The sequence below is a fragment of the Brevibacillus formosus genome, assembly GCF_003013405.1.
Lineage (GTDB): Bacteria > Bacillota > Bacilli > Brevibacillales > Brevibacillaceae > Brevibacillus > Brevibacillus formosus.
The window spans coordinates 1-25508 of record NZ_PXZL01000016.1; the positions used below are offsets into that span (position 1 = coordinate 1).

Here is a 25508-nt window from a genome sequence, read left to right on the forward strand (position 1 = left end):
GCAGCCTTTCACGCTGTCATTCAGGGGTTCGAATCCCCTACGGGTCACCTAAAAACACCTTAACAATGCTTAAGGTACCTGCAAAGTTCTCAGAGTATGCTAAGAAGCATACTCGTCACTTTGTCAGGGATTTGGAGGCTTAGCTCAGCTGGGAGAGCATCTGCCTTACAAGCAGAGGGTCGGCGGTTCGATCCCGTCAGCCTCCACCATAAAAAATGGGGAGATAGTGAAGTGGCTAAACACGGCAGACTGTAAATCTGCTCCCTCCGGGTTCGGCGGTTCGAATCCGTCTCTCCCCACCATTTTTTATTTTGCGGGTTGTTGGGGTATAGCCAAGCGGTAAGGCAACGGACTTTGACTCCGTCATTCCTAGGTTCAAATCCTAGTACCCCAGCCATTTTGCGAGCCATTAGCTCAGTTGGTAGAGCATCTGACTTTTAATCAGAGGGTCGAAGGTTCGAGTCCTTCATGGCTCACCAGTTTTTTAAAATCATAATAAGTGCCCTTAGCTCAGCTGGATAGAGCGTTTGACTACGAATCAAAAGGTCGGGAGTTCGAATCTCTCAGGGCACGCCACTTATCGGGAAGTAGCTCAGCTTGGTAGAGTACTTGGCTTGGGACCAAGGGGTCGCAGGTTCGAATCCTGTCTTCCCGACCATTTTTTTATGCGGGTGTAGTTCAATGGTAGAACTCCAGCCTTCCAAGCTGGTCGCGTGGGTTCGATTCCCATCACCCGCTCCATATGCTTACTAGAAACGAGAAACCAAAATGGTTGCTCGTTTTTTTGTGTTTTTGACAAAGCTTGTCCGACAGGTTATTTATGCAAAATCATGTCGAGTTGAGTCATTTTGCCTTCCGGGGCTACAATATAGGAGTAGAGAATGAAATGAACGAAGGAAAGGGTGGCACTTTTATGAACAAAAACATGAGCATTGTTGGTGTACCGATGGATCTAGGTGCAGACCGCCGCGGAGTTGATATGGGACCTAGCGCTATCCGTTATGCAGGTGTTGTAGCACGCCTGGAAAAGATGGGTTTCAATATTGAAGACCGAGGAGATATTTTTGTAACGCGCCCTCATCACTTCACTGAGACGGAAAACCATAAGTACCTGGATGAAGTCGTGGAAGCCAATGAAAAGCTTGCCAATGTTGTAAGCGATATCATGACTGCTGGTCGCTTCCCGCTCGTATTGGGTGGCGATCACAGTATTGCCCTTGGAACCATAGCGGGTGTGGCTAAGCACGTAAAAAATCTGGGTGTCATTTGGTTTGACGCTCATGGTGATTTGAATACAGGTGCCACTTCTCCATCGGGAAATATTCACGGTATGCCTTTGGCAGCGAGCTTGGGGTATGGGCATGAGCGTCTGACGAACATTGGGGGATATACACCAAAGGTAAAGGCAGAAAACGTGGTCATCATCGGTGCGCGTGATCTGGATCAAGGTGAGCGTGAATTGATCAAGCGTATTGGGATGAAGGTTTTCACCATGCATGAAATTGATAAGTTGGGTATGGCTCGAGTCATGGATGAAGCAATCGCGCATGTGTCCAAAAAAACAGATGGCGTGCATTTGAGCCTCGACTTGGATGGGCTTGATCCACATGATGCTCCGGGAGTAGGGACGCCAGTAATAGGTGGTATCTCCTATCGTGAAGGGCATGTCTCATTGGAAATGCTGGCAGATGCAGATATTCTTTGTTCGGCAGAATTCGTAGAGGTCAACCCGATTCTTGACCGAGAAAACATGACAGCTCGCGTTGCCGTCGCTTTAATGAGTTCTGTTTTTGGTGATAAATTACTGTAGAATAATAGAAGGATATCATGAAAAAAGAGAGGCACTGGGCCCTCTTTTTTTGTTTTACCGCATCTTTACATTGATAGGGGAAAGCGGTACATTCTAAGGATGGAGACGAAGTTTATTTAATAGTTGGTCCAGTTGTACACTTAGCGAAACTAATTCTGGAGTAATGCAGGCTTGTTTTTTGTACTGATCGTTGAGTTCTTTTCGCAGCATTTCAATCTCGAGGAGAACGTCTTTTTTTGACAATCGTTGCACTCTCCTTTCCACCTGTAAGATAAATGAGCTATCATTATTTATATATAGAGGAAAGCCATACTCTTATTCCTTTATTTCCCAACAAATTATCTGCACAAACACAAGATTAAAAATGAAACCATATGCCGTATCATCCGTATATAGGATTACGGTATTGTGGGGAGGATCGCATGGATTTTGTAGAGAAACGGTTGACTCAGCGGGCAAAACGCGGAGACCGTGAAGCTTTTGCGGAGTTAATCGAGATTTATAAAGACAAGATATTTCAGCTCGCATATCGTATGGTGGGAAACCGTCAGGATGCAGAGGACATCGCGCAAGAAACATTTTTGCGTGTCTATGCCAATTTGCATTCATACGATGACAGCTATAAGTTCTCCACGTGGATCTACAGGATCGCGACCAATCTATGTATCGACCGTGGCCGGAAAAAACGACCTGACTTTTCATTGGATGAAGAAACCGAACCAGGGCAAGGCCTGGACTGGTATTCACGCCTGTCTTCTAACGAGCGAACACCGGAGGACAAAGTCGTAACGCAGGAGCTGCAAGAGACCGTGCAAGATGCTTTGTCTCACTTACAGCCCAAATATCGCTCGATTATGATCTTGCGTTATATCGAGGATTTGTCGTTGCAGGAGATCAGCGATATCGTAAAGCTTCCCATAACGACAATCAAGACGCGTATTCACCGAGGAAGGGAAGCATTACGCAGCAAGTTGCGATTGATGTGAGAAAGGAGAAAATCACGATGGAATGCCGGGATATGATTTGCCTCATCCACGAATATCTGGATGGGGACACTGATGAATTAGCCAATCTGCAATTGCAAACGCACATAGAGTCTTGTGTGAGTTGTCGCCAGCATATGCATGAGTTGCAGAGAGCCATCGCTTTTGTTCAAAGCGCTTCACATATTCATGTCTCTTCTGATTTTACAGCTCGTGTACTTGCGCAATTGCCTGCGCCGACGAAGGCGAATCTGTTATCAGGATGGCTTCGTAATCATCCGTTTTTGACAGCTGCAGCGGTATTTCTCTTCTTGATGACCGGCAGCGTACTCAACAGTTGGTTTGATCAGGATGACACTCTACAGGTATCCTCTGCTAATTTGGATAAATTAAAAATAGATCGTGAACGCAATGTCGTGGTTGTACCAGCTGGAACCAATATTAATGGAGACTTGGTTGTCCGCAACGGAAACATTGATGTTCAAGGGCATGTAACAGGAAATGTTGTGGCCATTGAAGGAAAAGTGTTCGTGGCATCTACCGCCCAAGTCGCAGGAAATACCGAATCGATCGAAGCAATCGTAGATTGGATTTGGTATGAGGTGAAAAATATTGGAAATGACTTGCTTCCGATCTTGCCATAAGAGAAAATAGAGAGTACAGCTATCAGAGCACGGCAGTGGAGCCGTGCTTTTTCCGCAGGAGATAGACTGACTTCATTAGATGGAGCGAGATATGGGGGCTTCGTTATGATATCGATATCCATGGATTATGGGGATTTGCTACGGTATGCAACGGATATTTTACTCGTTACATACGTGTTTTATAAAATTATTATGCTTATTCGTGGGACGCGCGCTGTACAATTGCTGAAGGGGATTATGGTCATCGTCATCACATGGTTCCTCAGCAAATACTTCCAGCTGACGGCACTGCACGCGCTGATGAATCAAGCTTTTACATTCGGGGTTTTGGCGGTCGTCATCATCTTCCAGCCGGAGTTGCGTCGAGCACTGGAGCAGCTTGGTCGAGGAAAGCTTTTTTCCCGTTCAAGCAGCACGCAGGATGACGAGGCGGTTAGCCGCTTGGTTCAAGAGGTGGGCAAATCGGTTACGTACATGGCCAAGCGTCGCATTGGGGCACTGATCGTCATTGAGAGAGAGACGGGTCTAAATGACTACGTGGAAACGGGGATTGGCATTAATGGGCGAGTCAGCTCGGAGCTGCTGATTAATATTTTCATCCCGAATACACCGTTGCATGATGGTGCAGTCATTATGCGAAAAGACATGATTATGGCGGCTGCCTGTTATCTTCCACTGTCTGAGAACAATTCCATCTCCAAGGAGTTGGGGACACGTCATCGAGCGGCAATAGGGTTAAGTGAGGTTTCCGATGGCATTGCGATCATCGTATCCGAAGAAACTGGTCAGGTATCCTTTGCCGCGCATGGAGCAATGAATCGTAATCTGACGGAGGCGCAACTGGCAGAGATGCTGACAGAACAGCTTCAGCCTCTGTCCAAAGGCAAATCCATGGGAAGTCGTTGGCAATGGAGGCGAAAACATGGATAAATGGTTAAACAGTCACTGGTTTGCACGTGCTGTTGCGTTGCTTTTGGCTATCATGACGTGGATGATTGTCAATCTGGAAGCCGAACAAACGACGACTCCTGAGGCAAGTCAGCCAACTTTTATTGATAGTGTGAATTTGCATGTGAAATACGATACGGACCGTTATCAGGTGGTCAAGCAACAACGAACGGTAAAGGTCGCCTTGGAAAGCAATAATCCTTTTTATCGACACAATTTCTTTCCGGAGGACTCGTGGGAAGTGTATGTCGATGCGACGAGCTTGGGCAAAGGAACACATCGTGTACCTGTTCAGTACAAGGGATTCCCGGATGAAGTCAAGGTAGGAATCATCCCGAATATCGTGGAAATTACCTTGGAAGAGAAGAAGACCGTTGAGCGTGAAGTTTCCGTGGAGAAATTGGGACAGGTCGCCCTTGGTTACACGGCTGGAGAGCCTATTGTGAAGCCGTTTAGAGCGCTTGTAAGGGTGCCAGAAAGCCAAGTAAATAAGGTAGCAGCAGTTAAGGCTTCGGTTGACCTGGAAGGGGCTACTTCCGCAATCAAAACAACGGTTCCGCTCAAAGTCGTGGACAAGTCTGGCAACGTCATTCAGGGGGCCGATGTGGTGCCGCTTACGGTAGAAGTGAACATTCCCGTAACGAGCCCGTTTGCTAAAGTACCAATCAAATTAAACTTGACGAATGAATTGCCGAATGGCTATAGTTTGGCTAGTATGGGTATGAATGTGGAAGAGGTCACGGTATATGGGCCGAAGGAAGTCATTGATGGCATCAAATCCAACACATACCCAGGGCCGGAAATCGATCTCGGCAACATTACATCAGATCGAGATATAGAGCTAAAGATACCGTTAATGGATAATATCGTGAAGGTAGAGCCGGAGTATTTGACCGTATCGCTGAAAGTCGTTCCATCAACGACCAAGCGTTTGGATAAAATTCCGATTCGCATTAGCGGGCTATCAGAAAGCATGGAAGCAAAGGTACTATCCACCGATGGCCAGGAGATGTCTACAATCGACTTCGACGTGATCGGCGCTCCAGTAGTGCTGAATCAGTTGAGGCATGAAGACTTGCAGGTCGTAGCAGATGTAAGCAATATGCCGGCGGGTGTATACGAAGTACCATTGAATTACATCTTCAATCAGTCGGAGTATATCAAGACTTCTGCGAGCGCACCTAAAAAGGTCACAATTCAAATCACGAACAAGCAAAGGTAGACATAAGCTGTTGTGTGCACAAGGAAGGAAATGAGGGACAATCATGGGGAAGTATTTCGGAACAGACGGTGTACGCGGTGTAGCAAATACACAACTGACACCCGAACTGGCATTTAAAATCGGACGCGTTGGTGGTTACGTTCTCACCAGACACAAGCAGGAAGGGAAACCAAAAGTGGTGATTGGGCGCGATACGCGCATTTCCGGACAAATGCTGGAAAACGCACTTTTGGCTGGACTGTTATCGGTTGGAGCAGAAGTAGTCAGATTGGGTGTTATCTCCACCTCGGGGGTAGCGTATCTCACACGTGCACTTGGTGCAGATGCGGGTGTTATGATCTCCGCTTCTCACAATCCGTTTCCGGATAACGGAATCAAGTTCTTCGGCAGCAACGGTTTTAAACTGTCCGACGAAGTGGAAGCTGAAGTAGAGCAGTATTTGGACGCGGCAGAGGATACGATGCCTCGACCAACAGGCGAACAAATCGGGACGGTTCTGGAATTCCTGGAGGGTGGACAAAAGTACCTCTCTCACTTGAAGAGCACCGTATCTGAGCGATTTGACGGTCTGAAGGTAGTCTTGGACTGTGCAAATGGTGCTGTCTCATCATTGGCAGCTCGTCTGTTTGCGGATGTGGACGCGGAAGTGATCACGATTGGTGCGAATCCGAATGGAATCAACATCAATGACCAGTGCGGTTCAACGCATCCAGAACGTCTAGTAGAAGAAGTATTGAAGCATAAAGCTGACCTGGGTCTTTCCTTTGATGGGGACGCAGATCGTTGCATTGCAGTGGATAATAATGGTGAAATCATCGACGGCGACTATATTATGGCGATCTGTGCACGAGCGCTCAAGGCTAAAGGAAGGCTCAATAACAATACAGTTGTCACGACCGTAATGGCCAACATGGGCTTCTTCAAAGGAATGGAAGAGTGCTCCATCAATACGACGAAGACTGCTGTAGGGGATCGCTATGTGGTAGAAGAGATGCTGCGCGGCGGCTACAATCTCGGTGGTGAACAGTCCGGCCATATCGTTTTCCTGGACTACAATACGACAGGAGACGGTCTGTTAACAGGTCTGCAGCTCTTGAACATCATCAAGGAGTCTGGCAAGCCATTGTCCGAGCTCAAACAAGTGATGGTCAAGTATCCGCAGCTCCTGATCAATGTCCGTGTAGAGGACAAGTCAAAGCTGAATGGCAATGAAGCCATTGCGCAGGCGATTCGTGAAGTAGAAGAAGATTTGGCTGGCAACGGTCGCGTTCTGGTTCGTCCGTCCGGAACAGAGCCAATCGTACGTGTCATGGCAGAAGGTCCAGATGCGGCACAGTTGGAAGGGCTCGTGAATCGGATCGTTGACGTAGTCAAACAACAATTGGTGTAAAATTAGTGTAAAAAGTTGTAGGGAGCGGTTTCGATGCCGCTCTCTTTTGCATACAACTACAATACGACGACAAGATATTGTCGCTCTCCAAAATCTGTGGTACAGTGTTCATGTGCGCTAGCACCAAGAAAGAAAAAAATAGGAGGGGTTGTGTAAAAAAGAACAAGGATCATAAACCAAATGCATACCATTGGAAAGCGCCAGCACTGAGGCTGCCCGACATGGAGCCTTAGTGGACGAGGTGGAGGTTTATCGAAGGATTCGGCGGATACCTCCCGGCAGCAGTATCACTGCCGCAGAGCGCAGGGACAAAACATCAGGGTGATCTGATGGACAAAACCTTGCGTGTGATACGTTTTTTGCCATTGCCGAAATAAATGAAACAAAATGAACCTATAAAAAACATGGAATGGCGGGGGACTCACCCCCGTACCATTGTTCGGGTGGAATGTCCCTCGCCAATTTGGAAGGGGACCATACACTTATGTGCGGAATCGTTGGATATATTGGAAATAAACAAGCGCAAGACATCGTAATCGGAGGACTTCGCAAGCTGGAATATCGCGGCTATGATTCAGCAGGGGTTGCTGTCGTGAACGAAAACGGCTTGGAGTACTCAAAAGCTCAGGGACGTCTGGCTGTTCTGGAAGGTCGTTTGGAGTCGAAGCCATTGACTGGTTCTATGGGAATTGGGCATACACGTTGGGCGACACACGGAAAACCGTCTGACGAGAACTCCCACCCACATACAGACGAGAAAGCAGCTTTTGCAGTCGTTCACAACGGGATTATTGAAAACTTCCTGCCATTGAAAGAAGAACTGCTGGCAAAAGGCTACACGTTCACTTCTGAGACAGATACCGAGGTTATCGCTCACTTGCTCGCCGACATGTACGATGGCGATATCGTTTCTACAGCGCGTCGTGCTGTTCAACGCATGCGTGGTGCCTATGCATTGGGAATCATGACGCAGCACGAGCCAGATAAGCTGGTAGCGATTCGTTTGGCTAGCCCACTGGTAGTTGGTGTGGGTCAAGGCGAGAGCTTTATCGGTTCGGATATCCCGGCTATTTTGGAGCATACACGTGACGTGTACATTTTGAACGAAGGCGAAATGGCTGTCTTGACTCGCGATGGTGTGGAACTGATGAACGCAGAGACCGGTGAAAAAATCGAGCGGGAACTGTTCCATGTCGAGTGGGATCTGGTACAAGCTGAAAAAGGCGGATATGATTCCTTCATGCTCAAGGAAATGCATGAGCAGCCTCAAGCTGTTCGCGATACCATGGGTGCCCGCATTGACGAGAGCAACAAGCGAGTGATTTTGCCTGAGCTGAAAATGAGCGATGCGGAATTGGCGACATACGATCGCATCTACATCGTGGCATGCGGTACTTCCATGCACGCAGGTCTCGTCGGTAAGGATGTTATCGAAAAATGGACTCGCGTACCTGTAGAGGTAGCAGTCGCTTCCGAGTTCCGTTACCGTGATCCGATCTACACAGACAAGACACTGATGATCGTCATCAGCCAATCTGGTGAGACAGCGGACACGCTGGCTGCACTGCGTGAGGCGAAAAAGAGCAACGTGAAGGTGTTGGCTATCACCAACGTGGTAGGCAGCTCTGTGGCTCGTGAAGCTGACGAAGTGATCTTTACGTGGGCTGGTCCGGAAGTAGCGGTAGCATCCACAAAAGCATACACCTCCCAAGTCGTAGCCCTTTACTTGTTCAGCCTGTATTTGGCTCAAGTAAAAGGCACCATGGCGGCTGCTGAGGTTGCTGAAGTGGTTGAGCACCTGAGCGAGATTCCTGGCAAAATCGCTTCCATGCTGAAGGACGATGATCAAATTCGTCGTTTTGCAGAGGGCACAAAAGAGGTAAGCAGCCTGTTCTTCATCGGCCGCAGCCTCGATTATGCGGTATCGCTGGAAGGCTCTCTGAAGCTGAAGGAAATCTCCTACATTCACTCCGAGGCGTATCCAGCTGGTGAGCTGAAGCACGGTACTCTTGCGCTGATTGAAGATAATGTTCCAGTTGTAGCTTTGGCTACGCAACCAGACATCTACGAAAAAACGGTAAGCAATATCGTGGAAGTAAAAGCTCGCGGCGCTCATGTACTGGGCTTTGCGACTGAAGGCAACCACGACCTGGCGAAGAGTGTGGATGAGGTCATTTACATGCCAGCTACTCTGCCAATGCTTACACCGATTCTGACCGTCATTCCATTGCAATTGCTTGCCTACTACGCTTCTGTCGCTCGCGGCCTTGACGTGGATAAACCACGGAACTTGGCGAAGAGTGTGACGGTTGAGTAAGGGTTGAAGGGAATAAGAACAAGTCTGTTCGATGAAAATAATGTTTTAGACTCAGAAAATAAAGTATTAGACTGTGAAAATAATGTTGTAGACTGAGAAAATAATGTATTAGACCCACATGCCGCGTAAGCGGCATGTGGGTCTAATACATTATTTTCATCGAACACCAGGCTCCAACGAGGAAATTACAGAGTCTCTTCCTTCCGAGGTTTAAAAGCTTGAAGTAGATAATGGGTATCCGGTCTATGAGAAATCTCAGTTGCGTGGTCACAACATGAATGACTATAAAGTCCCTCTTGAAATTTTGGGCAATGCTTATGAATGGCAAGGATACAATACGCATAACAGATAAAATGAAACAAACAAAAAGTGGCCTAGAGGGGTCACTTTTTGTTTTTCTATGCTCTTGTCGTAACCCCCTTGCGGATTCTATCAATCAGATAGGTGTTAATGAAAATAAAGTAGCCAAATCTTTTAACACCTAAAGATTGAATACTTACTTTCTAAAGTTCATTGAAACAATGTCAATAATAAACCCGTCTTTAACTGTTTGTGTTGTGAATACTTTGGAACCTTTTAGGTCGCTTCCTCCCTCATCAGGACCTTGCTCGTAATTTTGGGATATATCGGTAGTCCATCCAGTCCAACTATCTGAGTTGTTTATATCTTTAATAAGCCATGTTTTCCCCCATTGTGCATTATTGAAGTAAGCTCCACTTTTGGTATAAATGTCAAACGAGGAATTAGCAGCTATATTTAATTCGCGGTTAAAATTTCCACCGTTAGCTAAGAAATCTGCTGCCCAATCAGCGTTAATCGGTACTTCAAAGCCATCAATCCAAGAGCCATTTTTGTATACATCTGCTTGTGCGTAATATTCATTATTCTTCTTCAAGACAGTTGCCTGCACTTGTAATTCATCATTTGGTTTTACTTTGGGCACCGCATGATCACTTGATGCCCATTGATTTGCATAAGCTTCCGGAGAACTCCAAAAAACTAATCTCCATTCTCTCTTTCCATTTAGACCATAAGCTAAACCTATATCAAATCCCTTATTCTCTTTGTTATACATTCCAAAAAACATCTCTGGGTAAGCTTCTATCGATGGTTTTTCGTTGCCAGCATATGAGGAAGGAATCTTTAAAAATCCATTAATAGCTTGGTAATTCCCATAGGTTACACTTCTTGCATGATATCCATCTGCATACGCCATGGACGGTATTGCTAACGTAGCTAATGCAATTAAAGATAATAATGTTTTTTTAACATTTTTCATTAGATAACCCTCCTAGTGAATTTATTTTACAATTGCAAGATTACCAATTTTAGGAAACTATGTAAATGTTTTTTAAATGATGATTTTGATGATGAACTTCAATGGGACTTATGATCGTTACAAGCGCTACTAGAAAGCTACAATCAAGAAAGATGGAGCGAAAAAGAACAATTCATTTGACCTAGTATGAGAAGGTTACATTTGAAGATGATCAAGAAGTTAATAAGGTTAGTAGAGGATTATGTAATGAAAGTTAGGAAAGTAAACATTGTGAAATGGGATCTATCCAGTTAAACGGGTGGCTTTTTCTATGGAGAGAAGACCATGAGGAAGATCAAGGAACCAGTACCGAAACTGGACAAAAAACATGACTGTTATAAGTGCTCATGGGCTACACCTGTCTGTAATAAACTACTGTGTCAATGGTTTGTATGTAAATGAGTTAAGTGGAACTTTAATTTGTTACCAATAAAATACAAAAAGGTTGTAATTAGGTGATATAATCCATAAAATGGTTATTATTAAAAGAATATAAAGGGGGAGAATGAGATGAACTTTAAAAAAAATGTAGCAAAATTCCTCGTATGTGCTTTTTTATTATCTATTCCGTTTGAAGCTAGTGCGGCTACAATAACCTCGGTAGCAGGTGGAAAATGGGAGCATGTCAACAAGAGCATCAATTGTGCTGAAATAACCGCAAATGGAAACATTATCGCAGCAGGAACAGATGGAAGATATGTAATATTAGACGCAAATACTGGACAAGCATATACAACTGCAATGTATACACAACCGGCCATGTCAATACATGATATGAAAACTTTGGAAGATGGAAATATTTTATTAGTAGGGAATGTCGGTAAGTGGATACTTGCAACATCATCTGGCGATGAAATTACAAGAGGTCAGTTAGCTAGAGCCGAATATATAACGGGAGTTACGCAACTTAAAAATGGGAACATTGTTATGGTTCAGCAAACTGGTTACTATACCATAATGAATTCTTCGTTAAGTATTATTCGGTCTGGTACGTGGGTACATGGTAATGGTTTGAATTCAATCTATGATGTAGAAGAACTTGAAAACGGAAAATTAATTTCCTCTGGTGGTGAGAAATCTTACACAATCAAAGATGTTACCAGACTTTCTAATGATAAGATTTTAGCAGTTGGTACAGGTGGGCGATACTTACTTTTTGATAAAGAAGGGAAATTTATTAAAGAAGGTCTAATTGATAGTACAACTTCAAAAATTTGGACAACTGTTGAGGCTGTTGCTGATAACTATGCTGTAGTTCTGGATGAAGGCGGTAGCAGTACATCATTAATCAAAATAGAAAACAATAACAACATTAAAGTTGTTTCTAAAATGGGTTTAAAGTTCACTACGAGTGGTTTTGGTAAAAGATCGGTTAGAGTAGCCGATAACAAAGTGTTCGTTGGAAGTAATTCAGGTACCTTCGAAATACTAGAGATCGACACATCAAACTAAGAAAAAAAGCACCAGAGCGGTGCTTTTTTTCATGGAGGTGGGTGAGATGTAGAGCAGAATGTTGACCACGAGACAGGGGAAATCCTTACTCCACAAACCGTTGTATTAGACTCGGTAAAATAATGCTGTAGATTGAATGCCGAAAATACTAATTTCATAAGATTTTCAAGTAAAAATAATGTTTTTAGACTCTCCGGAAAAGTGTTCTAGTCTACAACTTATTTTTCGAATGCAATTGAATTATGATGATGAAAACCGCCTCAAATCAACAAGTACAGTCTAAGACTTTATTTTTCTCGAACAATATCAGAATCAAAAGCTTGGGTGGTGAATTGGTTTGAATAGATACGATTTGCGCGTCCCTTTTTCGGAGAAAGACTATGCAAAGAGTCTTGGAGCTAAATGGGATCTTGAGAAAAAAGTGTGGTATGTTTCAGATGAGATAGACCTCGAACCATTTCAGAAATGGTTCCCTACTAAAGTTCAGAGCTTTAATGTTCGTGCAAATAGCTTTGAAATAGCCGAATCCGTTCAAGCGTGTTGGAAGTGTAGGAAGAAGACAAGAGTATTTTCATTTTGCTTACCAGAGGGCTTTGAATTGTTAGAAGAGCATGGAGAAAGTGTTGAACGTTGGGTACGCCAAGATTACTCTACAATGCCAAGCAATATCACTGTTTTATCTGAGAGGGTTCTTGAAGTGATCCAGAGAATTACCACTCGATATGTTGTTAACTTCAGCAAAACAGCTTCTCATTCATACTACTTAAACCATTGTGAGCATTGTAATTCAAAACAAGGTGATTTCTATTTGCATAGTGAGCCCGGGAATGCCTTTTTCCCGATGTCAGATGAAGAAATGGACCAAATAAAAATGCAACAATTCAATATACCTTTTTCTGCTTATGCTACCTCATTTTCAATCGGGACAATCTTTGATTGATTTTATTAGGTGCATTAACGCTTAGTCATTGATATAAAAGCATTTAAACCTTACATTGATATTAATAATGAGGTTAATAAATTTATAAATGATACGGTTAATGTTAATGATTATATAAAATGTAGATTGAGTAGGTGAGCAAATAGTGAAAAATAAGAACTCAATTGATAAGACACTTGCAAGCCTTTTTAATTTTGATCCATTCTCCATATTAAATAGAAAATATGAACCTCTCCCTTTGCAGAAAAGAGACAATGTAGAATATGAAGTCCAGTGGCAAAAAACTGAACTAGAAAAAGATGGCCATAAGGTAATTCACATTGCTCAGAATAAAATTTGCGAGAGGATAATGATATATAGAATGTTCTTTGGTGACGGGTGGGACGAAGTAGATATTAATCTCGGGATGAAGGTAATCTCCAATGATGGAGTGATGGTTCCTGATCCTAATACTTATCTAGTATTTGATACAGAACAAAAGCATTTGCGAATTGCGGACATTCGCATTGAGGGAGATCAAGTTAACAAAGGGTATGGAACAATCCTAATGAATGCCATTATGCAGCTCGGTAACGAATTGAATGTACAATGCATTACCGGATGGATTTCCCAAGTTGATTGGGACCATATCGAACGATTAACGCATTTTTATAAGAAGTTTGGATTTAGTTGTGAGATAAATCATGAAATTAAACATGGCACTATCATTTGGAAAAATGCGGACTACATTAGGGAGGATAAAATTTGAAGTTACTGATGAACACTTCTCCTTTTCGACTGGAGCAAGGTTACGAATTAGGATTTGGTCCAAGCGTGTTTGATACAATGGCAGAGGTCATTCTGGCTTTTCGTGCACCGTGGCAGGATATTCTTTTCTCATATACGAACTGGGACAGAGAATTCGATCCGCATAGGGAGAATCTAATTAAAGATTCCGTGCACTTTTTCCACGCCGATATGATCTATGACCCAAATCAGACTATTTGCCTAAGGGTGAAGGAAATACTGCTTCATCATTATGCGCCTGGGAGTGATCTGAGAGCTAATGAGGCCTTGATGGATCAAATGTTAGCCCGTTTTAGAGAAGTCCCATTAGATGAGTTGGATGATGAACTTCTACGGAAGATTGGCACCGCTGTACACGAAATGAATTCGTTCTACATGCTAGAGGATCGTGATGAGGCAACGCAAACTTTTGTCAAAAATCGTTTGGTCGAAACCACTAGTTCCACCTGGCTGTACCCTTTTGAACGCCCAGTCAATTTGAAAAACCAATTATGGTATCGCGCTAACACGAAAGAAGAAATCCTACAGTCATTCGAGCTAACAAGTTGGATGTTTGCCTGCGTGATCGTGAATCGGAATGCGCGGGTCGAAGATTACTGCTACTTACTCGACTATACCGAAGAACATGGAGATGAACATGACGGCATGGTACTTTACATGTCCGCTAAGTGGCCTGAGCTTTTCAAAGATGACGTTCTTCCGAAGTTGCAAATCCTGCTGGGGGATAAGCTCGAAATCATCAAATAGACCGTCCCTCGTACGCCTACTCGATAGTAAGAGCTACGAATTAGAGTGCAAGCCATTACATATGTTGTAAGACATGGCAAATAGAATTAAACAGAGAAGGGAGATTACAACATGTCGGAAGAGATTATAGTGCACCCCGTCGCCTGGCCACCTGCCCCAATCAAGACCGAGCGGCTCGAGCTCCGTAAGTCCGAGGCCCGGGACCGTGTGGCGCTGATCGACCTGTTCGCCTCACCAGAGGTGGGCACCTACGTCGGCGGCTCCCGACCGCGTGAAGAGCTCGAGCAAGCGCTGCCCGAGGTACCCGGGCAGCGCTTCGGCTTCTTCGTGGTCGATCTCAACGGAACAACGATCGGCATGATCACGCTCGATCGGCGGGGCCCGGAGCGTAAGGGTCACATCCGTCCAGAGGGCGGGGAACACGAGCTCGGCTACATGTTCCTGCCGCAGGCGTGGGGACGCGGGTACGCCACCGAGGCGTGCGCAGCGGCGCTCGACTGGTTCGCCGACGCGCATCCCGGCGAGCCCGGTGGTGCTCTCCACCCAGACCGCCAATGAGGCCGCGATGCGCGTCGCGGCGAAGCTGGGGTTCACCGAGTTGGAGCGGTTCGAGGACTACGGCGCTGAACAGTGGTTCGGCGTATGGTATCCGGGCACGCCGTCCGATTGAGCTCATGCCCGACAGTGCGACGGCTCGCCGAGGCCACGGCGAGCCGCTTGTGCCAGTTTTAGTTTGAGAATTCCTTAATCACATTTTCAAGGTCTTTCTTCAATGAATCCAATTTAGGCTTATCGTTACTGAAAAGCCTATCATCATTTATTTTTCCCATAAGTTCACTTAGTTTCTTGAGTTCATCTTGTTTACCTTGGATCTCCAATAGGTTATTCTCATTTATTAATGACTGTATCTTTTTAAGATATTCTTTTTTATTCTGGTACAACGTTACGATTTCGGATTGTAATTGTTCATCGGCAATAATCTGTTTTGTTTCTCCATTGTTAAAGATAATGGATGGGAGGAAAAGGGGATTAGAAATCAAATAGCTATCAATCATTCCTGATAGATATGCCAACCTCTCTTTGTCTTTTACATTGGAGAGTTCTTTCGTAATAAGTTCAAACTGATAGACCGAGGAGGTATGTTGATGTTTGAATACATCAGTCAAAGTAATTTGGAATTGATTATGCGTAGGCTCCGATGATGTTATGCTGCAAGAAGCCAAAAAGAGGGATGAACCCAATATTAAGGAGAGTAATCTCTTCATGAGGTATTTTCTTCCTTTCTTTCGTAAGATAAAAAAAGCATTCGGATTACCGAATGCTTTTTTAAAATTTTCATATTACAATACTACCACTCCAGGGCACCATCGTCCCAGACTTGCCAACTTTTCTCTGTCATGCTTGGAGAAAGTGAAAACGACGCACCACCGGTTGGGCCTAGTTTTTCCCAAGTAAAATTAGCCTGGAAATTACCGCTCCATGATACAGTATCATACGTGTGCACATATTTAGAACCATACTCTAACGTAGAGTTAGTCTTTTTAGTTACATAGACAGCTGCATATGAACCAAAGCCCAATTTATAATCGTGTACATTAAACAGGTAAACTCCTTCTAAACGTTTACTTCCATCTCTAGCTGTTGTATAACTTGTACTTCCTACGTTAGAGGAGTAATACTGTCCTACTTTAGGGTCCCATTCAATAGATACCAAATCATAAGTTGCGGGGTACACTTCCGATATATCAGGGTCCCAGGAAGCGATAAGCCGATAGAAAGATTCTCCTGTTCGCTTCGCGCTTGAAACTGAGAAATTCAAGTCACCTGCTTCAATTGCTGTAGGCCCGATCCTATCATTTTTCTTTGTCTCTAATTCTACTCCAATTGGTTTTAGTTTGTCTTTTAGTTCTTTATCATCGCCTTTGTTAGCCATTACCAAATTGTGAATAAATGAATCAAATTCTTTGTCTGAAAGCTTAGCAATAGCTGACTCCAAAGATTTTTGTTCTGATTTTACTTGTTTACTGCTTAAAGAAAGAACTTTATTGGCTAAATCTTTACTACTCAAACCCGAGAAATCCGCTTTAGCTGCATCAGCTATCGGTGCAATAAAGACTGATGTTAGCAAGACAGCACAAGTAATTATAGAAGATAAATTTTTCTTCATAAAATACCTCCACTTTTTTATTTGTCAATGAATGACATCTCACAATACTAGTTTTATCAGAAAATAAGCGCAAATGTTGTCAAAAAATGTATAAATATTTAAAATAGGATAAAAGTACCAAAATAGGTTATGAAATATAATTTTAGTAGTTATCTACCACTGGTAACGAAGGAAATAGGTACAACAAATTGGAAACATAGATAGGGTAACAAGTGACGTAGTTCAAGGGCAATACAGGATTCGACCCAATAGTTACCTTTCGAATAATTTTATTCGGATATCGAATAGACAACAAAATTGTGACATGTATATAAGAATATGCGAAGAACAAAGGGAAAATACCTGACATGAATATTAATAATAAAATTTATAAAAATGATAACGATTATATTAATATAATAATTTCAACAAGTCATATTAGTAATTTTTCAGAGTCCGATCATACAGTTCTAAATAACTTGGAAATACACCAAAAAGGCCAAGAATTCAACCTGGCCTTTGTTTCTTCATTAGTGATTCTTCAAAGAATATAGTCGGTTATCATGGCTAGCGGATACTAACTCGAGATTCCCGGTATATGTTTTTTCATCTAAATAAAGTGCAACTAGGTAATATGTACGAGGCTTACCAGTAAGGTAACGATCGTGTTGCAAACCTAATTCACTTGCGACTATGTTCGCCACATCTAGTGCAGTTACTGACTTTTGTGATGTTTGTGTCAATGACTTGAGGCAACGTTCTATCGCATTAATCCATGTAAGGGGGATTTGATTCTCCATTTGCTCACTCATCGATCTACTAGGAACGCGCTCCCTATTAGATTTAGTGAGGATCTCGTCTGATACAGAAGTGGGTTCGTCAAAAAAGGTAGTAAACAGGTCGACTTGATAATCCTCTGTACGCGATTTTTCCTCAGAAGCTCTTGAAGGACGCTGCCGCGTGTAGTTCTGTAAAAGGACATTTAACCTAGCTACTTGTCGATCAAGCAGAGGTAAGCCTACTGAAAGGTGTTCTCGGATATCTGCGGGCAACTCTAGATCATCTGGTACAAAGAATGGTAGACGCCATCCATCTTCGATTTTACGCAGTATTTCATCACGTTCTAAATCGATGCTCTCCATACCACGTTTAATGCGTCCTACGGTAGCTGCATCTAAGTTTGTGTAGTCTTGAATGCACTTACTACCCAGGATGAGCTCATCTCGCGTATCTAGATTTGTGACATGGTACACATGGCGGATCGGTCGCCCACATTCACATTTTTGATCTCGGACACCTCGATCCTCGTAATTGCTAAGGACCCAACCTCCAACCTTACTGACAATGGTGTCATAATCATCACTATCGATTAGAGATATTCCCTTCATTTCTGCCATAATGTTTAACCATTGAGTTCGCTTGCCACGCCGCATTTGATTATCTATGAAGTCTTTTTGTTCCGGAAGCAAACGACTAATAACCTCATCTCGAATTAGCTCATTTAACTTCGAATACCCCATAAAGCACCTCTCTTAACACTACTAATGACCCGTTTTAGGGTTTACTGTGATGCCTTTCTCTTTAATCCATCCCTTAACTAAAGACTCGGTTTTTTCAAGCCTTGTGATCCGCTCCTTCGCCTTCAGAACTTCCGCAAATAGTGCACCTTCTAAATTGACCAGTTTTTCTTTACCTTTGATAGTTATCCAGTCATCACTAATATACCCAATTTGTTCCAAATCGTCATGTAATTTATACAAGTAGGACAAGTTCACTGGTTTCCCGAAATCTTCCCCTAAATCTTTATAGGTATGCGGTGATTTACCATCTAGGGCTGCTCGTAGAAGAAGCCAGTCATAGTAGTCTGCTACTCCAATGATAAAATCGTTCTGATCCTCTGAAAGCGGGGAGGGAGTGCTTTGAGATTCACTCAATTTCTTCTCGAGATCATTTAGGAAATGACGAAGCTGTCGTATTCTAGTGGGCATCGTTTTAATTACAGCTTGCTCACCACTATAAAAGTGAATGGTACCCTTTCCTGTTACCGAATAGTATAGAGTGGGCCTTTCGGTCGTTGACCAGGTAGATTCCATGAGTAGAATTTCTTTCTGAGCAAGATTCTTCATGATTCGATAAACATATGTTGGGTTTTCGCTCATTGGAAATACTTCTAACGCCCTGGAGATCTCATAGATATCTTTGGCCATCCATTTCCTTTTTATGGTGAAGACGTGTGCCATGACTAGATTGACCAACTCATTTAATGAAATTAAGTTCGCGAATGGACGCATGTGGGAATGCTTAGTCAATGTAATCACATCCATGGAAATTAGTTTAAAATCTACAATCAGAAGTTTAAAATACTAACTAAAATTTGGGTCAATTTCGAGCTTTATCCTATCATACCTTAATTGACCATCCTTCACCAATTATGTTCAAATAAGGATAGATGATAGTGAAAAAATTATGATTTTAGTTAATTTTGCAGCGACGACCAAAGTCAGATCCCCAGCTCCAAAACATTAGACTCAAAATGAAGGTTGGAGGGAAAGCAATGTATGTAACTACGGATAGATTGATAATCCGAAGTTTTGAATTAGAGGATTGGTCAACAGTTCTTGAATATACTGCGAACATAAGTGTTATGAAATATATACCTGAAGGGGTTTATAACAAAGAGACAGTCAAAGAATTTATAAAGAAAAACATCGGCGAACAAGCCCAAAATTTCCCTGTTGTATTAAAGGATAATGGAAAGCTTATAGGTCATATTGTTTTTCATAAATATTTTGGTGAGCATACATATGAAATTGGGTGGGTGTTCAATCCCAGCTTTCACAATCAAGGTTACGCTTCTGAAGCAGCATTAGCCATATTGAAATATGGATTCGAGAAACTGAATTTACATCGAATAATTGCAACTTGTCAGCCAGAGAATTTTCCATCATATCGGGTTATGGAGAAGATTGGAATGAGACGAGAAGGTTATTTCAAGAAATGTATTCCCCATGAAAATGAATGGTGGGATGAATATTACTACGCTATTTTGAAGGAAGAGTGGAACTAACAGTCTTCAACTATCGGATAACGATAGCTGAATAAAACATCGGCGAGTCTAAGACTTTATTTTCAGGTCTTCGGTCGCCGCTGTTTCATTTGCTGTGAGGGATCTTCCATAAAAACGAAGCTGCCATTCCGATTTAATTTCGATACATACTAATGGGGGAGTTAATGAAATGACTGCCAATCATACAGAGATTCTTTTAAAAAGTTTAAATGCAGGGCAGATTCAACGCCTTGCAGTGGACCTTCTACCTAGATTATACAAGGATTGGGGCCCTGTTTCACATAATGGAATTGTGGAAGGAACCTTTCAGACTCGTAAAGGTACACCTGATGCCTGGTGTGAACGTAAAGATGGGTCATATGTATACATCCAAGCCACTGGTGATTCTGGGAAGGGAAAAGTGAAGGAAGACATCATTAAGAGTGTGGAAAAACTATTAGAAAAGGGCGAGGCGAACGGAGCTTTATGTATAGCTTTTCTACGTTTTGATCCTCATCCTGACGAGATTAATGAATGTAAAGAACTCTGTTCTGCAAATGGAATCGCATTTGAATACTATACCAATTCGGCAATCTCAAAACTGCTTGACGATAGGTTCCAAGACTTACGCCATCGCCACTTAAATCTAGTAAGTCACCCGATACCTAAGACAAACGTCCAAAGTCAATCGTTTACTCTTAATACGGGTGGCGGGGCACAACCAAATACATGTGCGCGTTTTATGCAGGTACTTAACTGGGGAGAATTGACACCTGAACAGTATCAAGAATCACTTAACGAAATCACAGAGTTTTATAATTCGTTAGCTAAATTAAACCTGCCTTCGCGTAAATTCTTCGCCGCTTTAGTAGAACTCGCAGGGCCAGCTTATCGTGACTATATGATGCGCGTTTCATGCCAAGAGGTAGAAAATTCATTGAGCATGACAATTCCTCAAGTCATAAATCAAATGGTTATATTGGATAAGCATGGCTTTGGATCAATTGATAGTGAAGAGTTTCCACCTCATATTTACATTCAACCGGCAAGTGTTCAGTGGCAGTTATTACAAGACCTTAAGGCTTTTGCCGAACATGAGTCCATCAATTTACGAGAGATATTGGTTAATTTACATTTTACTTTACTTGATTAGTTCGAGATCGTTGCTTTTCGCTGTTTTGAAATACATTGGTTTTTGAAGATAAGGAGAGGACGAGCGGAACATGAATGTGGAAGTGTATACGTTAAATGCGTTTGCGAAAGGGGAGCGTGGCGGTAATCCAGCAGGCGTTGTCTTGGAGGGTGGCCTTTCGCTGTATGCTGCCGAAATGCAGCTTATAGCGAAGGAATTGGGCTTTTCGGAGACGGCCTTTATGGAAAAATCCCTGCTTGCGGATTACAAAATCCGCTATTTCACCCCCGCCAGCGAAGTTGATCTGTGCGGACATGCCACGATTGCTGCATTTGGACTAATGCATTCGCTGGGTTTGGCTAAGGAAGGGACCTCCTATAAGATAGAAACCAAGGCAGGGATTTTGGATGTCGATATTAGCTCTGAGGGTATTGTTTATTTGTCACAAGCCTTACCACAATTTCTTCAAAGGATATCCTGTCAGGAAATCGCCCCATCTTTGGGGATGGATGCCGAGGATCTGGAAACCGGGTTGCCCATCCAGATTGTTTCGACGGGGCTGCGGGACATTTTGATCCCGATCCGCAGCAGGAAGCTCTTGAATGAAGTTCAGCCAAATTTTGACGCCATAACCGCCATCAGCGAAAAATATGATGTGGTTGGATATCATCTGTTCACGATGGATACTCCAGACGATGCTGCTGCGGAATGTCGGAATTTTGCGCCGCTGTACGATATTCCCGAGGAGAGCGCGACAGGAACATCCAACGGTGCCCTGCTCAGCTATTTGTACCAACATGGCCAACTATCTTTGCGGGAAGTGGAGCACGTCATGTTCAGGCAAGGGTATTCGATGGATTGTCCTTCTGAAATTAAGGTAGGATTGCGCCTGAGCGAGAGCGGTGAAATCAACCAGGTTCGGGTTGGCGGTGCAGTGGTTGGCATTGAACGAAGACATATCACGATATAAGTGAAATCAAACAGGCTGTTTGCAGCTACTGTACCTTACGGGGCAACGGGCTTATTCTGCTACTGGCGAGGCTAGATAGCGGAGGATGCTTGCGTGAGCAGACGGGTTAACATTTCTTCATCCAATCTGTCGTTTCCTGTTCGGTGAAAATAAAGTATTAGACCCACATGCCGCTTACGCGGCACCATCAGATGATGAAAATGGATTACGTCGATATAATTAACTTACGGCTGGCGAAGGGAGGTCGGCAGTCAATGGTGCTTCGAGCCCGTGTTTTAGACAGACCCCAACGACCAGGTGCACCACAGATTGTTGCTCCAATTTGGAAGCACGCAGGATAGAATAACCATTTGGTGGTTGTTGCACCAGCCCTTCAATCTTGGATGCCGTAAGGGAGTTTTTTTGAATGGACGTCGTTTACAGCCATGTGTGCGGGCTTGACGTTCACAAAAAGAACGTCGTTGCCTGCATCATGACACCCAAAGGGAAGGAAATCCGAACCTTTGAAACAATGACCGACGATCTAATCCTGCTTATGGATTGGATCAAGGGGGCAGGATGCACTCACGTCGCAATGGAAAGTACAGGTGCTTACTGGAAACCCATCTACAACTTACTGGAGCTTGAAGGGATCGAAACACTTGTAGTGAACGCCCAGCATATTAAGAACGTGCCCGGTCGTAAGACCGACGTGAAGGATGCGGAATGGATTGCCGGTTTGTTACGGCACGGTCTTTTGAAAGGCAGCTTCATCCCGAAACGAGAGCAGCGTGAACTTAGGGAATTGATTCGGTACCGCCGGAGCCTCATTGAGGAGCGAGCCCGAGAAGTCAGCCGCATTCAAAAGGTGTTGGAAGGCGCCAACATTAAACTTTCGACCGTCGTCAGCAACGTGCTTGGGAAATCAGGACGCGCAATGATTGAGGCGCTGATCTCGGGCGAGACGAATCCCGATAACTTGTCGGAACTGGCGAAACGGAAGCTCAAAAGCAAAAAAGAGGCTTTAAAACGCGCTCTAAACGGGTTAGTAGGTAATCACCAGAAGTTAATGCTTAGTGCCCAACTTCGGCACATCGACTATTTGGACGAAGAGATTGGCAGGCTAGATAAAGAAATAAAGAGGCGCATGCTCCCTTTTGAGAATGACCTGACTCTGCTCGACACGATCCCCGGCGTGGCCAGACGGACTGCAGAAACAATTGCAGCTGAAATTGGCGTGAATATGGACCAGTTTCCCTCTGCTGCTCACTTGTGCTCATGGGCAGGGTTATGCCCAGGTCAGAACGAAAGCGCCGGGAAACGCCTATCGGGAAAAACTCGTAAAGGAAACAAAAAGTTACGCAGCACACTTGTGGAAGCAGCGAGAGCTGCTGCCAGAACGAAAGAAACGTATTTATCCAGCCAGTACCATCGTATTGCGGCACGCCGGGGATCGAATCGAGCTGCCATTGCTGTAGCTCACAGTATATTGTCCATGGTCTACTATATTCTCAAACGGAAACAGCCCTATATCGAACTAGGTCCGACCTATTATGAGGAACGAAAACGCAACACAATCATAAAACAATCAATAAGAAAACTAGAATCTTTGGGTGTAACAGTTTCGATTGATTCAACAGCCTCCTAATATCCATAACTCATTTTCAATAGGCACTTCTTTCGGTAGCCCTAGCCATTTTACTATGGTTTCAGGGCCGATACCCTATTGTCTTTTTCGGTTGTTCTTTCGAACAATATTTTCAGGATAGACTGAAAAATATAGTTGTAGACTGAAAAATAAAGTATTAGACTGACGCTACTTTTTTAAGCTTATGGGCAGCAGTCAAAATTTGAAATGTTGAAACCCCCGTCCTTTAGCTTGATTTTGTTATAAAAATAGCTATAATTACGTTCAAGAGATTGAACGAATGAACCAAAGAGGTGGAATGAATGAGCCAACAAACCGAGCATGTTCTGCAACAATTTAAAGATTGTATCCCATTGTTGGAAGTGCTGACGGATGAAAACCGCCAAGCGATTATTATGTTGTTGGCGCAGAACAAATTAGGACTTAATGTTAATACAATATCAGGCCATATGAATTTGTCTAGACCGGCTGTATCCCATCATTTAAAGGTGCTGAAACAGTCTGGTTACATTAAATCCGAAAAAAAGGGCGTAGAGAACTATTATGTATTAACTGTCCGTAAACCGCTTGAACAACTCAAATCATTAATTACATCTGTTGAATACGCATGCAATTGGTCAAATGATTACCCCTAAGACGTGAAGGGAATACTTTAGGGAGTATCTTACTATGCACTATTGGTTCATTCGTTTAAACTAATAATCATAAAAGGGAGTGCTTTGAAATGAAGGCTATGATCATTGAGAAATACGGGGAAAATGTTCCATTAGTGATGTCCGAACAACCATTGCCTACTATCGGAGAACATGATGTTCTAGTGGAAATTCATGCAGCCAGCTTAAATCCTATTGATTTTAAGATTAAGGAAGGGAAAATGAAATTCCTATTGAATTACAGGTTTCCTCTAATCTTAGGGAATGATTTCTCTGGTGTTGTAGTCAAAGTTGGTGCTCGGGTGAATACTTTTAAACCCGGAGATGAAGTTTACGGGAGACCCCGCAAAAACCGAATCGGAACATTAGCCGAATTTATTGCTGTTCATGAGGAAGACGTTTGGCAGAAGCCGAAGAATCTAACCTTTGAAGAAGCAGCATCGATACCGCTGATTGGACTTACGACTTACCAAGCTTTTGTTGAAATATTAAACCTTCAAAAAGGCCAAAAAATTTTGATTCACGCAGGTTCGGGAGGCGTAGGAACCTTCGCCATCCAACTAGCCAAGTTGTTGGGTGCTTTTGTTGCCACAACAGCAAGCGAAAAAGGCTATGAATTGGTCAAATCATTGGGGGCAGATCTAATTATTAATTATAAAAAAGAAAATTTTGAAGAAATGCTTAGCGGATATGATGCTGTTTTTGATACTTTAGGTGGAGAAGCCTTGGAGAAATCATTCCGCATACTGAAACCAGGCGGACAAATCGTATCCATCTCCGGCATGCCAAACGGCAGATTTGGAAAAGAGGCGAAATTGGGTTGGATGAAAACTACAATTTTATCCATTGCGAGCCGTAAGATCAAGGCCCTGGAGAAGAAGAGCAAAACGAGGTATCACTTCCTATTCATGAAACCGAGCGGAGAACAATTGAGGGTTTTAAAGGAATTTATTGAAGGAGGTCTCATAAAGCCGATTATTGATAAGGTGTATCATTTGAAAGATGCCGGTCAAGCATTTAATTACCTAGAAAGCGGAAGGGCAAAAGGAAAGGTGGTCATTAGAATAAAGTAATTTCAGAAATAAATTCAACCGATATCCGTGAATGACAACAGAAGCAGTCTAATACTTTATTTTTTGAGTTTGGGTCCGCCGCTGCTTCTTTTAATAGATCAGTCTAAAACTTATTTTTGTATTGCTGACGATTCGTCAACTCAAAAACCATGGCAATTCAGCGACCCTAGTCTAATACTTTATTTTCTTCAAACAAAGTCCTGTTAAGTGATAAAAATGTTTGTCGTTACTAGATAATTAAGTCAGTCACTTAACTTAAGAACAACAGAAAGCCCCAGTGTACCAATGGTCAAGACCCCATTTC

Annotated in this window: 24 protein-coding genes and 7 tRNA genes; 25 read left to right on the forward strand and 6 right to left on the reverse strand. The window is 43.2% G+C overall.

Annotation, left to right across the window (positions count from 1 at the left end; all coding sequences use genetic code 11):
• Positions 1 to 133: 133 nt before the first annotated feature.
• The 8 genes from C7R91_RS16425 (at position 134) to rocF (ending at position 1810) form a co-directional block, all read left to right on the forward strand.
• Positions 134 to 209: transfer RNA gene (locus C7R91_RS16425), tRNA-Val, on the forward strand.
• Positions 210 to 217: 8 nt separating this feature from the next.
• Positions 218 to 302: transfer RNA gene (locus C7R91_RS16430), tRNA-Tyr, on the forward strand.
• 20 nt (positions 303 to 322) lie between these two features.
• A tRNA-Gln gene (locus C7R91_RS16435) sits at positions 323 to 397 on the forward strand.
• Between the two features lie 6 nt (positions 398 to 403).
• Positions 404 to 479, forward strand: a tRNA-Lys gene (locus C7R91_RS16440).
• 20 nt (positions 480 to 499) lie between these two features.
• Positions 500 to 576: transfer RNA gene (locus C7R91_RS16445), tRNA-Arg, on the forward strand.
• Between the two features lie 5 nt (positions 577 to 581).
• A tRNA-Pro gene (locus C7R91_RS16450) sits at positions 582 to 658 on the forward strand.
• Between the two features lie 9 nt (positions 659 to 667).
• A tRNA-Gly gene (locus C7R91_RS16455) sits at positions 668 to 741 on the forward strand.
• 172 nt (positions 742 to 913) lie between these two features.
• Positions 914 to 1810: an arginase gene (rocF, locus tag C7R91_RS16460; RefSeq protein ID WP_047074888.1), complete on the forward strand. Its 897-nt coding sequence runs from the start codon at positions 914 to 916 to the stop codon at positions 1808 to 1810.
• A 93-nt stretch (positions 1811 to 1903) separates the two neighbouring features.
• On the opposite strand, the gene C7R91_RS16465 is transcribed toward rocF, so the two are convergent.
• The gene (locus C7R91_RS16465) at positions 1904 to 2062 is read right to left on the reverse strand and encodes an aspartyl-phosphate phosphatase Spo0E family protein (RefSeq protein WP_047074850.1); all 159 of its coding nucleotides are present in this window, start codon (positions 2060 to 2062) and stop codon (positions 1904 to 1906) included.
• Between the two features lie 170 nt (positions 2063 to 2232).
• Between C7R91_RS16465 and sigW the strand changes: the two genes are divergently transcribed.
• From sigW to glmS, 6 genes are all read left to right on the forward strand, one after another.
• The gene (gene sigW, locus C7R91_RS16470) at positions 2233 to 2796 is read left to right on the forward strand and encodes an RNA polymerase sigma factor SigW (RefSeq protein ID WP_016742677.1); all 564 of its coding nucleotides are present in this window, start codon (positions 2233 to 2235) and stop codon (positions 2794 to 2796) included.
• Between the two features lie 17 nt (positions 2797 to 2813).
• A complete protein-coding gene (locus C7R91_RS16475) occupies positions 2814 to 3437 on the forward strand; it encodes a zf-HC2 domain-containing protein (protein WP_047074852.1) in 624 nt (207 codons plus the stop codon).
• A 105-nt stretch (positions 3438 to 3542) separates the two neighbouring features.
• Positions 3543 to 4367, forward strand: coding sequence for a diadenylate cyclase CdaA (gene cdaA / locus C7R91_RS16480; RefSeq protein WP_007725283.1), 825 nt, complete (start codon positions 3543 to 3545; stop codon positions 4365 to 4367).
• Positions 4360 to 5607, forward strand: a complete 1248-nt coding sequence (locus tag C7R91_RS16485) for a CdaR family protein (protein ID WP_047074853.1) — start codon at positions 4360 to 4362, stop codon at positions 5605 to 5607. The genes cdaA and C7R91_RS16485 overlap by 8 nt, the downstream gene beginning before the upstream one ends.
• A 43-nt stretch (positions 5608 to 5650) precedes the next feature.
• Positions 5651 to 6997 carry a phosphoglucosamine mutase gene (glmM, locus tag C7R91_RS16490; protein WP_047074855.1) on the forward strand — a complete coding sequence of 449 codons (1347 nt, stop codon included), beginning with the start codon at positions 5651 to 5653 and terminating at the stop codon, positions 6995 to 6997.
• Between the two features lie 484 nt (positions 6998 to 7481).
• Positions 7482 to 9314: a glutamine--fructose-6-phosphate transaminase (isomerizing) gene (gene glmS, locus C7R91_RS16495; protein ID WP_047074857.1), complete on the forward strand. Its 1833-nt coding sequence runs from the start codon at positions 7482 to 7484 to the stop codon at positions 9312 to 9314.
• 496 nt (positions 9315 to 9810) lie between these two features.
• Here the strand turns inward: glmS and C7R91_RS16505 are convergent, their stop codons facing one another.
• Positions 9811 to 10593 (reverse strand): hypothetical protein, encoded by a 783-nt coding sequence (locus C7R91_RS16505; RefSeq protein ID WP_047074861.1) that lies wholly within the window; start codon positions 10591 to 10593, stop codon positions 9811 to 9813.
• Between the two features lie 549 nt (positions 10594 to 11142).
• Here C7R91_RS16505 and C7R91_RS16510 point away from each other — a divergent pair.
• The 5 genes from C7R91_RS16510 to C7R91_RS16530 all read left to right on the forward strand — a co-directional run bounded on the left by C7R91_RS16510 (position 11143) and on the right by C7R91_RS16530 (position 15115).
• Positions 11143 to 12084, forward strand: coding sequence for a hypothetical protein (locus tag C7R91_RS16510; RefSeq protein WP_047074863.1), 942 nt, complete (start codon positions 11143 to 11145; stop codon positions 12082 to 12084).
• A 337-nt stretch (positions 12085 to 12421) separates the two neighbouring features.
• Entirely contained in the window at positions 12422 to 13024 is a 603-nt protein-coding gene (locus tag C7R91_RS16515) for a DUF5710 domain-containing protein (protein ID WP_047074865.1), read from the forward strand.
• Positions 13025 to 13169: 145 nt separating this feature from the next.
• The gene (locus C7R91_RS16520; RefSeq protein ID WP_052773451.1) at positions 13170 to 13772 is read left to right on the forward strand and encodes a GNAT family N-acetyltransferase; all 603 of its coding nucleotides are present in this window, start codon (positions 13170 to 13172) and stop codon (positions 13770 to 13772) included.
• Positions 13769 to 14557: a hypothetical protein gene (locus C7R91_RS16525; RefSeq protein WP_047074866.1), complete on the forward strand. Its 789-nt coding sequence runs from the start codon at positions 13769 to 13771 to the stop codon at positions 14555 to 14557. The genes C7R91_RS16520 and C7R91_RS16525 overlap by 4 nt, the downstream gene beginning before the upstream one ends.
• A gap of 111 nt (positions 14558 to 14668) precedes the next feature.
• The gene (locus C7R91_RS16530; protein WP_047074868.1) at positions 14669 to 15115 is read left to right on the forward strand and encodes a GNAT family N-acetyltransferase; all 447 of its coding nucleotides are present in this window, start codon (positions 14669 to 14671) and stop codon (positions 15113 to 15115) included.
• Between the two features lie 170 nt (positions 15116 to 15285).
• Here C7R91_RS16530 and C7R91_RS16535 read toward each other — a convergent pair whose 3' ends face one another.
• The 4 genes from C7R91_RS16535 to C7R91_RS16550 form a co-directional block, all read right to left on the reverse strand.
• Positions 15286 to 15822 (reverse strand): hypothetical protein, encoded by a 537-nt coding sequence (locus C7R91_RS16535; RefSeq protein ID WP_047074870.1) that lies wholly within the window; start codon positions 15820 to 15822, stop codon positions 15286 to 15288.
• 83 nt (positions 15823 to 15905) lie between these two features.
• The gene (locus C7R91_RS16540; protein ID WP_236697994.1) at positions 15906 to 16724 is read right to left on the reverse strand and encodes a hypothetical protein; all 819 of its coding nucleotides are present in this window, start codon (positions 16722 to 16724) and stop codon (positions 15906 to 15908) included.
• 509 nt (positions 16725 to 17233) lie between these two features.
• On the reverse strand, positions 17234 to 18223 hold the full coding sequence (locus C7R91_RS16545; protein WP_047074872.1) for a hypothetical protein: 990 nt from the start codon (positions 18221 to 18223) through the stop codon (positions 17234 to 17236).
• Positions 18224 to 18244: 21 nt separating this feature from the next.
• A complete protein-coding gene (locus C7R91_RS16550) occupies positions 18245 to 18910 on the reverse strand; it encodes a hypothetical protein (RefSeq protein WP_236697995.1) in 666 nt (221 codons plus the stop codon).
• A 347-nt stretch (positions 18911 to 19257) separates the two neighbouring features.
• On the opposite strand from C7R91_RS16550, the gene C7R91_RS16555 reads away from it, so the two are divergent.
• The 6 genes from C7R91_RS16555 to C7R91_RS16580 all read left to right on the forward strand — a co-directional run bounded on the left by C7R91_RS16555 (position 19258) and on the right by C7R91_RS16580 (position 25204).
• Positions 19258 to 19770 carry a GNAT family N-acetyltransferase gene (locus C7R91_RS16555; RefSeq protein ID WP_047074876.1) on the forward strand — a complete coding sequence of 171 codons (513 nt, stop codon included), beginning with the start codon at positions 19258 to 19260 and terminating at the stop codon, positions 19768 to 19770.
• 169 nt (positions 19771 to 19939) lie between these two features.
• A complete protein-coding gene (locus C7R91_RS16560) occupies positions 19940 to 20902 on the forward strand; it encodes a hypothetical protein (RefSeq protein WP_047074878.1) in 963 nt (320 codons plus the stop codon).
• Positions 20903 to 20972: 70 nt separating this feature from the next.
• Positions 20973 to 21851, forward strand: coding sequence for a PhzF family phenazine biosynthesis protein (locus tag C7R91_RS16565; protein WP_047074880.1), 879 nt, complete (start codon positions 20973 to 20975; stop codon positions 21849 to 21851).
• Positions 21852 to 22257: 406 nt separating this feature from the next.
• Complete coding sequence (locus C7R91_RS16570) at positions 22258 to 23478, forward strand: IS110 family RNA-guided transposase (protein WP_047074881.1); 1221 nt, start codon at positions 22258 to 22260, stop codon at positions 23476 to 23478.
• Between the two features lie 302 nt (positions 23479 to 23780).
• Complete coding sequence (locus tag C7R91_RS16575) at positions 23781 to 24113, forward strand: ArsR/SmtB family transcription factor (RefSeq protein ID WP_047074884.1); 333 nt, start codon at positions 23781 to 23783, stop codon at positions 24111 to 24113.
• Positions 24114 to 24202: 89 nt separating this feature from the next.
• Complete coding sequence (locus C7R91_RS16580) at positions 24203 to 25204, forward strand: NADP-dependent oxidoreductase (protein WP_047074886.1); 1002 nt, start codon at positions 24203 to 24205, stop codon at positions 25202 to 25204.
• Positions 25205 to 25508: the final 304 nt, after the last annotated feature.